We start from the raw sequence: 11,648 nt of genomic DNA on the forward strand, positions 1-11,648 counted from the left end.
ACAAGACACAGGAGACAACCGTGGCACTCATCACCCAACTCAATCTGACGCAGCCCGACGACTTCTACGAAGCGCTGATCGACATGCATCGCGATTTCGACGAAGCGCAAAGCCAGGCTGCGAACGCGCAACTGATTCTGTTGCTCGCGAATCATATCGGCGATTACGCGACGCTGATGGAAGCGATCCGATACGCGCGCGAAGGCGTCGATCAACCGGGCGCAAGCGCTGCACAGCATACGGCCGACGCTCCGCGCGTCGCGGCCTGATCCTGCACGGCTCGCCCGCCAAGCGAAGCGCGAGCCGTCTTACCTGACAACACGGCGCAACAGACGCCGGACCCAATGGGTCCGTTGGACCCGCATTGCCTGGAGATCTTCGATGAGTCAGTCAATCACGCATGCCTACGAGCCTGGCGGGTCCGCCGCCTCGCATCAGGACGACACCGCGCTGTATCGCAAGGTCACGTTGCGTATCGTGCCGTTTCTGTTTCTCTGCTACGTCATTTCGTTTCTGGATCGCATCAACATCGGCTTCGCGCAGTTGCAGATGAAGCACGACCTCGGTTTCAGCGACGCGATGTATGGACTCGGCGCGGCGGTCTTCTATATCGGCTACGTGCTGTGCGAAGTGCCGAGCAACATGCTGCTCGCACGCTTCGGCGCGCGCCGCACGTTCACGCGGATCATGCTGCTGTGGGGCGCCGCGTCGGTATGCATGATGTTCGTCTCGCAACCCTCGCATTTCTATCTGCTGCGCTTCATGCTCGGCGTGTTCGAAGCGGGCTTCTTTCCCGGCATCGTGTTGTATCTGACGTACTGGTATCCGGCGCGAAGGCGCGCTGTGATCCTGTCGATCTTCTTCGCAGGCGTTGCGGTGGCGGGCGTGCTCGGTGGTCTCGTCTCAGGCTGGATCATGCGCGACATGGCCGGCGTGATGGGCCTGTACGGCTGGCAATGGATGTTCGCGATCGAAGGCGCGCCCGCTCTCGTGTGCGGACTGGTGGCGGCATTCTGGCTCGTCGACGGCCCGCAGGAAGCAAAGTGGCTCACGCAGGAGGAGAGGGTGCATCTCGTCGCGCAACGCGACGCGGAACATCGTCCTGCCAGTTCGCATTCGTCGCGCGCGTTCGTCGATGCCTTGCGCAATCCGCGCGTCTACCTGTTCGCGTTCATTTACTTCTCGCTGACGTGCGCGTCGTTGACGCTCAACTTCTGGATGCCGCTGATGATCCGCGATTTCGGCGTGCACGACGTGCTGTGGATCAGCCTGTACACGGTGATCCCCAACGCGATCGGCGCGGTTGGACTGATTCTGATCGCGCGTCATTCGGACCGTCACGGCGAGCGGCGCAAGCACTTCGCGGCCTGTACGATCGGCGGCGGGGTCGCGCTTTCTCTGTTGACGCTGCATTTGAGCAGCTTTGCCGCGATGCTCGGTATTCTGTCGATCGCCGCCGTGCTGATTTTCGCTGCGCTGCCGATCTTCTGGACGGTGCCGTCGGGTTATCTGTCGGGCAAGGCGGCTGCGGCGGGCATCGGGCTGATCAGCAGCATCGGTATTACGAGCGGCATCGTGAGCCCTTGGGTGATCGGAATCATCAAGACGCGCACGGGCAGCATGGATAATGCGTTGTATCTGTTGACGGCCTTGCTGTTCATGAGCGGCATCGCGTTGTTGCGCGGGGTGCCGAAGCAGCGGGCGGCGGGGTAAAAAAGCGCGCCGCTCGTTCGTCAATGCTCATGCAGCGTTGGGCTGTGTGAGCGTTTTGTTATCGCATGAACCTTGTTGACTGTATTCCTCTGCCGCATCCCGGCCCGCACGACGTTGCGTTGTGGCGGGTCGATTTCGCTTTTGACCGGACTCTCGCCGCACCCGCATTCGACACGTTATCTGTCGAAGAACGCGAGCGCGCGGCCCGATTCCACCGTCATCAGGACGCGATCCGCTTCGCGAGCGTGCGTGCCGCGTTGCGCGCAGTGCTGTCCCACACGACGAAGATCGACGCTGGGCGCATTCGCATCGCAGCGGACGAAGCGGGGCGTCCGTGCATGCTCGATTCGCCCGTGTCCGTCGACTTCAACGTGTCGCACTCGGGCGCGCACGGCTTGATCGCATTGTCGACGCGGCGACGCGTGGGCGTCGATATCGAAACGCGCGCGCCCGGCTTCGACTGGCGCAGCATCGCCAGATCGACGCTGACGGCCGACGAACTCGCGTGGCTGCAAGGTCTCGACGCAGCGCAATCCCAGCATGCGTTCTTCGACGCGTGGGTTGCAAAAGAGGCGCTGCTGAAGGCGGTGGGCGTCGGAATATCGGAGCATCTCACGCAACTAACCGTCCTTCCGTCGTGCATCGGCGGGTTCGTGCCGCGGAAGCAGCGGCCTCTTGCTGTCCGAACCTTTCTGGCCGCCTGGACCCAAGCCCCGCAAGGCTATGCGGCCTGCATCGCCTGGTCGGAAAGTCCCGCCGAAGTCACTCAGAACGCGTGAATGTCACCAAAAAATAATAAGAATAGTCGGTGACAATATTGAGAATGATTCGCGTTTACGTTAGATTCGCTTCCATCTGATCGAAAGGCAAGATGGAGACGAGTCGATGGCTGAATCAATGGCGGGATTTGCGGCGCGTGTCGAACGTCATCCGGCGGCGTTCGCACCTGGCGTACTGGACGACATGGAGTGCGAGCCGCCGATGTGCGCAACACGCACGTCAGCAGAGCCGCGCGCAGCGCGCTCGTGCAGCCAACCCGGCTGTGAAGGATTGCTGCTCGATGTGCTGATCGAAAACCGGCGCTCGCTGATCCAGCTGGCGCGCTCGTTCGTCGGATGTTCGAGCCGTGCCGAGGACGTCGTGCATGACGTGTTCATCAAACTCACAGGCTTTCCGAATCAGGACGACGTGCGTCAACCGCTCGCCTATGTCGCGCGCATGGTGCGCAACGCATCGATCGACGCGTGCCGCCGCCAGTCCCTCGAAAACACGTGGCACGCGTGCGAGGAAGACGGGCTCGATGTGCCGTCGCCGGAACCTACGCCCGAGTCCGCGCTTGTCACGCGCGACACCTTGCGTCACGCATTCGATGCACTCGCGCAGTTGCCCGAACGCACGCGCAGTGCGTTCGAGCGCGTGCGTCTGCGCGAAGAGACCTTGCAGGAGACCGCGCGTGCATTGAACGTTTCGCAGACGCTCGTGCACTTCATGGTCCGCGACGCCGCGAAGCATTGCGCGGAGTGCATGCACGCAGGCGCGAAAAACGTCGCGTATGCGAAGACGGCGGGGCGCAGTAAAAAAACCTGCGCGTCGAACGTCAAGCAGATGACGGCCTCGTAATCCGACGAAGGCAAACGTTCAACTGCATCTCATCCGATACGCAAGCAGACACGATATGACCCAGAACACGCATCAAGACGCACAGGACGACGTTCAATACACGGTCGTCATCAATGACGAAGAACAGTACTCGATCTGGCCGACCTTTCGCGACGTGCCCGCCGGCTGGCGCGAGGTCGGTGTGCGCGGGCCGAAGGCCGCGTGCCTCGAACATATCGAAGCGGTGTGGACGGACATGCGTCCCGCGAGCCTGCGCCGACACATGGACGCCGCGCCGAACACGCGCTGAGCCGCGCGCGGCCATGCGGATGGCCGAACGCGACACATACCTTCTCGCGCGCCACGAGAGCGCCGCGCGGGACCGTTGTTCGAGCCGCGTCCACGCATGCAGTGCGTGATCGACGCGGCTTGCCACTGAGGACACGTCATGACAGCGACTCTCCCGACACTCGACGATCTGCGCATCGAGCCCGGCCTGCCAACCATCGTTTCGCCACGCGGCGACAGCACGCTGACGCTCGAAGCCGCCGCGCCGCTGCTGCGGGACATCGCGAACAACTGCATCGAGCGTGCGGGCGGCGTGCTGTTCACTGGCTTCGCCGTGCCGTCGATCGATGCGTTCCAGCAATTCGCTGCGTCGTTCGGTTCGCCGCTGATCGGCTATGAGTTTGCGTCGACGCCGCGCAGCCAGGTCGAAGGCGCTGTGTATACGTCGACGGAATATCCGCCGCATCGCTCGATTCCGCTGCATAACGAGCAGTCGTATACGCGCGAGTGGCCGATGCGTATCTGGTTCCACTGCGCGCTTGCCGCGCGGACGGGCGGCGCGACGCCGATTGCCGACAGCCGTGCGATCTATCGCGCGCTCGATCCTGCATTGATCGAACGCTTCGCGCGGCGCGAACTGCTGTACGTGCGCAACTTCGGGCAGGGCCTCGATCTGCCCTGGCAGCACGCGTTCGGCACCGATCAGCCGCGCGCCGTCGATGCGATGTGCGCGGCGCGCGGCATCGAATGCGAATGGCGCGAGGGCGATGACGGCGACATGCTGCTGCGTACCCGCGAACGGTGCCAGGCGGTGGCGATGCATCCGCGCACGGGGGATCGCGTGTGGTTCAACCAGGCGCATCTGTTCCATCTGTCCGCGCTCGACGAAGACATGCAGGAAGCGCTCGTCGATGCGGTCGGAATAGAGAACGTGCCGCGCAACGTGTATTACGGCGACGGCGCACCGCTCGAAGCCGATGCGCTCGCAGAGATTCGCGGCGTGCTCGATCAGCAGCGCGTCGTGTTTCCGTGGGTAGGCGGCGACGTGCTGATGCTCGACAACATGCTGACCGCGCATGCACGCGATCCGTTCGAAGGCCCGCGCAAGGTCGTGGTCGCGATGGCGGAGAGCTATCGTGTGCCGGCGAACGCGCAACAACCGAAGACATTCGCTACCACCACCTGACGATGAAGAGCAGTTCCAACATGGCACTGTCGGCGAGTTCGCTGACAGTGGGGTATCGTGATCACATCGTGATCGATTCGCTCGACATCGACGTTCGCGCGCATCGCGTGACGGCGCTGTGCGGGCCGAACGGCTGCGGCAAGAGTACGCTGCTGCGTACGCTCGCCGGTTTGCAGCCGGCGCTTGCAGGCGAAGTGACGGTGGCGGACAAAGCGCTCGCGTCGTATCGGCGGCGCGATCTTGCGCGCACGCTGACGATGCTCTCCCAGTTCAACCAGATTCCCGCCGGGCTCTCGGTGCGCGAACTGGTCGCTTATGGACGCTACGCGCATGGCGGCTGGATGCGCGGCTTGTCGAAAGAGGATCACGCTGCCATCGACGACGCGCTCGCTGCAAGCGGTATCGCCGACGATGCCGCACGCGACGTCGCGGCACTGTCCGGCGGCGAGCGTCAGCGCGCGTGGATTGCGATGGCGCTCGCACAACGCGCGCCCATCGTGCTGCTGGATGAACCGACCACCTATCTCGACATTCATCATCAACTCGACATTCTCGGCGAATTGCGCAGGCTGAATCGCGAGCGCGGCCTGACGATCGTGTGGGTGCTGCACGATCTGAATCAGGCCGCCGCCTACAGCGACGAAATCGTGCTGATGCGCGACGGCCGCATCGTCGCGCAAGGCACGCCCGATGCGATCATCGACCCGCAGCATCTCGAAGCGACGTTCGGCGTGCCGATGCTGCGCATCGCGCATCCGCAAACGGGCGCGCCCATGTGCGTGCCCGCGCATCCCGAAAGCGACGCAGTGACGACCGAGTCCGCCGACGACAAGGATCTCGCCGCATGACCACGCTCGCCGCACGAAAGCGGATGCAGCGCGCTAAACCGCACGCCGCATCGCATTGGCGCGATGCGCAGCGCAGCCGAGTCGGCGTGCTGGCGGTGTCGCTGACGGCATGGCTCATCATGGTCGCAGCACTGCGCGTCGCTCCCGATCTGTCGATGCTGCTGCAATCCGCAACCTCGAACGCAGCGCACGCCGGCGAAGACAACGCGCTCGCGCATGTATTGCTGTTCAACCTGCATGTGCCGCGCGTGCTGGCCGCGCTGGTCGCGGGCGCGTGCCTCGGCGTCGCGGGTGCGCTGTTTCAGGCGTTGACGCGCAATCCGCTCGCGTCGCCGGATCTGCTCGGCATCACGGGCGGCGCACAACTCGGTCTGCTTGCCGCGATGCTGGTTCCAGCGCTCGCAGGCACGGCTTCGGTGCCGTTGCTGTTCGGTTGCGGCCTGCTCGCTGCGGCATGCGTCGCTGCGGCGGCGGGCGGCTGGCGCGCGACGCCGTTGCGGATGGTGCTCGCGGGCAGCGTCTGCATGCTGCTGTTCTCGGCGATTTCGACGCTCACGCTCGCGTTCTTCGAGCAGAGCATCGCAGGCGTCGCGTTGTGGGCAAGCGGCAGTCTCTATCAACCGGGCGCGGACGGATTGCTGACTGCCGTTCTCTGGCTGCTGGTGCCGCTTGCTGCGCTGCCCTTCGTCGTGCGCCCGCTCGATCCGATATCGTTGGGCGACGATGCGGCGCTCGCTGTCGGCGTGCGCGTGGACGCAGCGCGCTTCTATGCGCTGCTCGTCGCAGTCGGTTTTGCGAGCGTGGCAGTGAGCATCGCGGGACCGATGTCGTATGTCGGATTGATCGCGCCGAATCTGTTGCGCCATGTACGCGGCTCGCGCTCGACGCGTCTCGTCGCGCTTGCACCATTATCCGCGCTGGTCGGCGCGCTGCTCGTACTCGCGACCGACAGCATGGTGCTTGCGCTCGATCTCGACGGTACGCTGTCGACGGGCGTCGCGATTGCCGTCGTCGGCACGCCGTTGATGCTCGCGATGATCCGTCACGGCGGCGCATGGACGTCAGCGCTCGCGCACACCGCCGAAGGCACCGCGCAATCGGCGCGTGGCCGTTTTGCCGCATGGATTGCGGGGCTTTCTCCATTTGGCGTCGCGTTGATGGTTGCCGCTGTCGCCGTTGTTTCGATCTATGCGGCAGGCACCCTCGGCCCGACCTGGCTCGGTCCGTCGCGCTGGCTCGCTGCATTGAACGGCGACGATGCTGTCGCGCGCATGCTGCTCGATCTGCGTTCGCCGCGCGTCGTATGTGCGTTGCTCGCGGGCGCCATGCTTGCGGCGAGCGGCGTACTGATGCAAAGCGTCGTGCGCAATCCGCTCGCGGGACCTGAAGTGCTGGGCGTCACACAAGGCGCATCGCTCGCGACACTCGTCGCGCTGCTGTTCTGGCCGCTCGCTGCACACGCGACCATTGCAGTCTCGTCGTTGATCGGCGGCGGCGTTACGCTCATCGCGATTCTCGCGTTGAACCGGCGCACACGTTATGCACCGCTCGCGGTCGCGTTGACGGGGTTGGTCGTCGGCACGCTATGGACGACGCTCGCGCAGTGGGTGATCGTGCAGGAAAGCGTGCAGCCCGCGCGCTTCGTCGTGTGGCTCGTGGGCGGGACGTATGGGCGCAGCTGGAGCGACGTGTTCGCGCTGTTGCCGTGGTGTGCGTTGGCGCTGCCTGCGTTCGTGCTGCTCGCACGTCCGCTCGATCTGCTCGCGCTCGGCGACGATCAGGCTGCATCGCTCGGCTTGCCCGTTGCGCTGTTGCGTCCGCTCGCGCTGACTGTTGCGACGATCGCGGCATGCGCCGCCGTTGCGGCAGTCGGTCCGATCGGCTTCGTCGGCTTGATGGCGCCGCATCTCGCGGCCATGCTCGGTGCGCGCGCGCATCGCGTGCGCTTGTGGCTCGCAGCGACCTGCGGTGCCGCCATTCTTGCCGCCGCCGATATCGGCGCACGCACGCTGCTCGCGCCCCGCGAAATTCCGGCGGGCGTGCTGACGGCACTGATCGGCGCGCCGTATCTGCTCGGGTTGCTGATCGTGCAGGCAAGGCGCGAACGCAGGCGCGGAAGATGACGATGTCCTCGGATGCCAGGCCCTTCGCCGCACTCGCCGCCGATACGCCATTTGCCGCTTACGTCGAACGCGTGTGGATCGGCATGCGTGGCAACGCACATGACATCAGCGGCGGCATGCAGGTCCGTGTGCCGCTCACTGAACTCGCGACGCAGCGCGCGGCGATCCTCGATGCGATGACGTTGCGCTACGGCGGCGATGCCGAGCGCCATGCTCGCGCGCTGCTATCGCAGTGGAGCAAATACTATTTCGCCCTTGCCGTGCCGGCCGCGCTGGTGTCCGCGCTGGTCTTGCAGCGGCCGCTCGATATGGCGCCCGCGCGCTGCGTGGTGCTGCTGAACGAAGGCATGCCCGAAGCGCTGTATCTGCCGCACGACGCGCTCGGCGAGCCAGCCGACGATCCTGCGCGACGGTATGCCTCTTTAATCGATGAACATCTGCACGGCGTGATAGACCAGCTCGCGAGCATGACGAAGATCGCACCGCGCGTGTTGTGGAGCAACGTCGGCAATCTGCTGGACTCGCTATTCGAACGATGCGCAGCGATGCCGGGCGCGTCGCGTGACGCCGCGTGGATGTTCGAATCGCGCGTGCTGTTCGGCGGCGACGAGCCGAATCCGCTGCGCACGCCTGTGCGTAACGCGACGCCGCGTTCGAAGCTGTTGCCCGCGCCGTTCCGCGCGCGCCGTGTCTGCTGCGTGCGTTATGAAATCCCCGGAGAAGATCAACTGTGTGCGAGCTGTCCGCTACTACTCACGATGAGCGACGAGAAGCTCGCGCTACAAGAATGCCTGCGATGAAGCGTGCGTTGCGCGCAACCGTCTGCGCTGCTTGCTTTGCGTTTGCCTGTTCTGCGGGAGCAGCGGGCGTCACGAGCACGCGGGATCGCACGTCTGCATTCGCCTGCACGCCGCTGTCTGCGAATCCCACCGTGACGCAGGCGAGCGACACGCTGCCGGCGCATCCGAAGCGCATCGTCGTGCTCGAGTTCATGTTTGCCGAAGCGCTGCTTTCGCTCGACATCACACCTGCCGGCATGGTCGACACGGCGTATTACCCTTCGTGGATCGGTTATGGCGTCGAGCGCATGCAGTCGGTGCCGGATGTAGGCACGCGCCAGGAGCCGAGCCTCGAAGCGATTGCCGCGCTCAAGCCGGATCTGATCATCGGCGTCGGCTTCCGGCATGCGCCTATTTTCGGGGCGCTGAAATCGATTGCGCCGACGGTGCTGTTCCAGTTCAGCCCGGACATGAAGCTCGACGGCGAAATGGCGACGCAGCTCGAATGGGCGCGCAGGATCTTCGATACGATCGGTTGCATGACGGGGCGTATGGTTCAGGCACAGGCCGTCGAACGGCAACTCGACGAGGGGCTCGCGCGCGATGCAAAGCGTCTCGCCGATGCCGGGCGCACACATGCTGATTTCGCGCTGTTGCAGGAACTCGGCTTGCCCGATCGATACTGGGCCTACACGGGAAACAGCATGGCGGGCGGCGTCGCGAAGCAACTCGGCCTGACGCTGTGGCCCGCGCAACCGACGCGTGAAGGCACACGCTACGTGACCTCCGAAGACCTGTTGAGGCGACCGCAAACCAGCGTATTGCTGACGAGCGCGACCGGTCCGGAAGTAAAGCTCGACGCGAAACTGGATTCGCCCGTGTGGCGTTTCGTGCCCGCGCGTCGCGACGGACGCGTGACGCTGGTCGAACGCAACGTATGGGGCTTTGGCGGTCCGATGTCGGCGCTAAAGCTGTCTCACGCGTTGACGGATGCGCTGCTCTCGTTGCCTGCCGTTACGCCGTCGCAGGCTTCCGCGTCGCGCTGAGTCGCTTTTACGCATCGGCTCGCTCGAATGCAAAGCGCCTCGGGATGTGTCGTCCCGAAGCGCTTTTCACTTCATCGTATTTACAGCTACAAGACTTCAGCTTGCATCCAGCTTCGGCTGTTGCACGTCGGCGTGCATCGTCGTACGCGCTGCGCCATGTCCCGCGACCGCATGCGGCACGCCATGCGTCTCGTTGACGATCGCGCCGTTGTCGAGCTTGAGCACGCGGTCCGCGAGCGGGAAGTAGCGGTCGTCATGCGTAATCACCACGACGGTCTTGCCACGGCCACGCAGCTCCGGCAGCAGTTGCTCGTAAAACACGGCCTTGAACGAAGGATCCTGATCCGCGGCCCATTCGTCGAACAGATAGAACGGCCGATCTTCCAGATACGCGACGACGAGCGCGAGACGCTTGCGCTGGCCAGTCGACAAGGCGCGTGTCGAGAACGTGCCGTTTTCCACGCTGACCTTGTGATCGAGCGCGAGCTTCGTGAGCAATGCGTTGGCGCGCGCATCGGCGGCGGCGCGGGCATCGCCGTTCGTATCGTCGGGATCGACGATGCCGAGCAGCGTATCGAACAGATGGAAGTCGTTGAACACTGTCGAGAAGCGCTCACGATAGGCGGGGCGCGTGTCGCGTGTGACGGGCAAACCATCGACTTCGATCACGCCGCCTTCCGGCTCGTAGAGACCTGTCAGCACTTTCGCGAGCGTCGTCTTGCCGCTGCCGTTGCCGCCGACGATGAACACCAGCTCGCCCGGCCTGAAGCTCAGATCGATAGGCCCGATGCGGAACATGCGCTCGTCGCGCTCATGAAAATACGCATGCGTGATGCCGCGCAGCGTGAGCGTTTCGAAGCCTGAGGACTGTGCGCCCGATGCACCTGCGGGCACTGCTCCGCGATCCGGTTCCTCGAACTCGGCAAGCACGCGCTCGATGCGATCCAGCGACACGCGCGCTGCGTTGACGGTCGGCAGATTGTTCAGCAGGCCGTCGAGCGGCACCAGCATGAACAGGAACACGATCACATAGCCCGCTGCCGCATGCGCGTCGGCGTGCACACCGATCGACGGCAGAAAGGTCGCCGCGCCGAGAAAAACATAGAACAGAAAGATGATCCAGCCGACGCCGACCGCATACGCAACGAACGCGCGGCGTCGATGGTCGCGCACTTCGGTGATCGCGGAGCCGAGCTGTCCATCGACGAACTGCCGCGCCCGTTCGCGATGCAGCTTCAGTTCCTTCGCGCCCGCGAACAGCGAGCCCAGATAGTCGAACAGGCGGTCCTGTGCGCGTCCCGCTGCTTCGAGCGATGTAATCGCGCGAATGTCGCCGAAACGGTAACCGAGCGAGCCGATCACGATCGCAGCAAGCGCCAGCACGCAGACGGGCCACGACAGCCACGCGAGATACGCGAGACAGCCCGCGACGATCGAGCCATGCATCACGATGTTGGGCAACGCGAAGAACAGCATCGACACGTTGGTCGCATCGTCCGTGAGGATCGATTGAACGGGTGCTGCGCCGACGCGTTCGACGTCGCGCAGTTCCGCTGCCGCGACGCGTGCGGATACATGCTCGCGCATGCGGCCCATCGTGTCCTGCGACAACCCGGCGAACAGCACACCCGACACGATGCGCGCGACCAATGCGACCAGCGCGCAAGCGCCGAAGCGCAGCGCAAGCGGGAGATCCGCGGCGGCGGGCGCACTCAACGCGAGATTGAGCGTCGCGACGAGAAGCACGCTCGACACGCCGTTCGCAATGCATGCGATCAGCGCGAGCGCGAGCGCGCCGCGCGAACGACGCAATAGCGACAACAGCAGACGGGTGGCGGGTTTGTTCGGGCGATCCGAACCATTCATGGGCGGTGCGTTGGAAACAGTCATCGAAAGCTGGCGTGAGAGTGAATGCGCGGAAAGCGCATGAAAGGGTGTCAACGGAATAGACGTTTGAGCGGCACAAAACTTTAGTCGAACGACGGCGAGCGCGAACCGGTAAGGCGCGCACAGAATTTATTCCGTCAAAGGGGTAAATTTTTTTGCGCGCGATTCGTCACCTGTGT

Annotated in this window: 11 protein-coding genes; 10 read left to right on the forward strand and 1 reads right to left on the reverse strand. The window is 64.3% G+C overall.

The features are described from left to right. Positions 1 to 20 precede the first annotated feature (20 nt). The 10 genes from G3N95_RS18300 to G3N95_RS18345 all read left to right on the forward strand — a co-directional run bounded on the left by G3N95_RS18300 (position 21) and on the right by G3N95_RS18345 (position 9,582). Positions 21 to 269, forward strand: a complete 249-nt coding sequence (locus G3N95_RS18300) for a DUF2783 domain-containing protein (protein ID WP_205971503.1) — start codon at positions 21 to 23, stop codon at positions 267 to 269. A gap of 112 nt (positions 270 to 381) precedes the next feature. After that, complete coding sequence (locus G3N95_RS18305) at positions 382 to 1,713, forward strand: MFS transporter (RefSeq protein ID WP_205971504.1); 1,332 nt, start codon at positions 382 to 384, stop codon at positions 1,711 to 1,713. A 65-nt stretch (positions 1,714 to 1,778) separates the two neighbouring features. After that, positions 1,779 to 2,492 (forward strand): 4'-phosphopantetheinyl transferase superfamily protein, encoded by a 714-nt coding sequence (locus tag G3N95_RS18310; RefSeq protein ID WP_205971505.1) that lies wholly within the window; start codon positions 1,779 to 1,781, stop codon positions 2,490 to 2,492. A 184-nt stretch (positions 2,493 to 2,676) separates the two neighbouring features. Then, positions 2,677 to 3,333, forward strand: a complete 657-nt coding sequence (locus G3N95_RS18315) for an RNA polymerase factor sigma-70 (RefSeq protein ID WP_241018697.1) — start codon at positions 2,677 to 2,679, stop codon at positions 3,331 to 3,333. A 55-nt stretch (positions 3,334 to 3,388) separates the two neighbouring features. Next, positions 3,389 to 3,622 carry an MbtH family NRPS accessory protein gene (locus G3N95_RS18320; RefSeq protein ID WP_205971507.1) on the forward strand — a complete coding sequence of 78 codons (234 nt, stop codon included), beginning with the start codon at positions 3,389 to 3,391 and terminating at the stop codon, positions 3,620 to 3,622. 138 nt (positions 3,623 to 3,760) lie between these two features. Continuing rightward, positions 3,761 to 4,786, forward strand: a complete 1,026-nt coding sequence (locus tag G3N95_RS18325; protein ID WP_205971508.1) for a TauD/TfdA family dioxygenase — start codon at positions 3,761 to 3,763, stop codon at positions 4,784 to 4,786. 2 nt (positions 4,787 to 4,788) lie between these two features. Next, a complete protein-coding gene (locus G3N95_RS18330) occupies positions 4,789 to 5,634 on the forward strand; it encodes an ABC transporter ATP-binding protein (RefSeq protein WP_205971509.1) in 846 nt (281 codons plus the stop codon). Next, positions 5,631 to 7,757 (forward strand): Fe(3+)-hydroxamate ABC transporter permease FhuB, encoded by a 2,127-nt coding sequence (gene fhuB / locus G3N95_RS18335; RefSeq protein WP_205971510.1) that lies wholly within the window; start codon positions 5,631 to 5,633, stop codon positions 7,755 to 7,757. The genes G3N95_RS18330 and fhuB overlap by 4 nt, the downstream gene beginning before the upstream one ends. Continuing rightward, complete coding sequence (gene fhuF, locus G3N95_RS18340) at positions 7,754 to 8,557, forward strand: siderophore-iron reductase FhuF (RefSeq protein WP_205971511.1); 804 nt, start codon at positions 7,754 to 7,756, stop codon at positions 8,555 to 8,557. The genes fhuB and fhuF overlap by 4 nt, the downstream gene beginning before the upstream one ends. After that, complete coding sequence (locus G3N95_RS18345) at positions 8,554 to 9,582, forward strand: iron-siderophore ABC transporter substrate-binding protein (RefSeq protein WP_205971512.1); 1,029 nt, start codon at positions 8,554 to 8,556, stop codon at positions 9,580 to 9,582. Before fhuF ends, G3N95_RS18345 begins: the two co-directional genes overlap by 4 nt. A gap of 96 nt (positions 9,583 to 9,678) precedes the next feature. Here the strand turns inward: G3N95_RS18345 and G3N95_RS18350 are convergent, their stop codons facing one another. Next, positions 9,679 to 11,472: a cyclic peptide export ABC transporter gene (locus G3N95_RS18350; protein ID WP_205971513.1), complete on the reverse strand. Its 1,794-nt coding sequence runs from the start codon at positions 11,470 to 11,472 to the stop codon at positions 9,679 to 9,681. Between the last annotated feature and the right edge of the window lie 176 nt (positions 11,473 to 11,648).

The organism is Paraburkholderia sp. Tr-20389, from assembly GCF_017104565.1.
Lineage (GTDB): Bacteria > Pseudomonadota > Gammaproteobacteria > Burkholderiales > Burkholderiaceae > Paraburkholderia.

What these genes read in the sequence shown, in the direction of transcription:
- G3N95_RS18305 (WP_205971504.1), top strand. Translation starts at nt 382, where the DNA reads ATGAGTCAGTCAATCACGCATGCCTACGAGCCTGGCGGGTCCGCCGCC.
- G3N95_RS18310 (WP_205971505.1), top strand. Translation starts at nt 1,779, where the DNA reads ATGAACCTTGTTGACTGTATTCCTCTGCCGCATCCCGGCCCGCACGAC.
- G3N95_RS18315 (WP_241018697.1), top strand. Translation starts at nt 2,677, where the DNA reads ATGGAGTGCGAGCCGCCGATGTGCGCAACACGCACGTCAGCAGAGCCG.
- G3N95_RS18320 (WP_205971507.1), top strand. Translation starts at nt 3,389, where the DNA reads ATGACCCAGAACACGCATCAAGACGCACAGGACGACGTTCAATACACG.
- G3N95_RS18325 (WP_205971508.1), top strand. Translation starts at nt 3,761, where the DNA reads ATGACAGCGACTCTCCCGACACTCGACGATCTGCGCATCGAGCCCGGC.
- G3N95_RS18330 (WP_205971509.1), top strand. Translation starts at nt 4,789, where the DNA reads ATGAAGAGCAGTTCCAACATGGCACTGTCGGCGAGTTCGCTGACAGTG.
- fhuB (WP_205971510.1), top strand. Translation starts at nt 5,631, where the DNA reads ATGACCACGCTCGCCGCACGAAAGCGGATGCAGCGCGCTAAACCGCAC.
- fhuF (WP_205971511.1), top strand. Translation starts at nt 7,754, where the DNA reads ATGACGATGTCCTCGGATGCCAGGCCCTTCGCCGCACTCGCCGCCGAT.
- G3N95_RS18345 (WP_205971512.1), top strand. Translation starts at nt 8,554, where the DNA reads ATGAAGCGTGCGTTGCGCGCAACCGTCTGCGCTGCTTGCTTTGCGTTT.
- G3N95_RS18350 (WP_205971513.1), bottom strand. Translation starts at nt 11,472, where the DNA reads ATGACTGTTTCCAACGCACCGCCCATGAATGGTTCGGATCGCCCGAAC.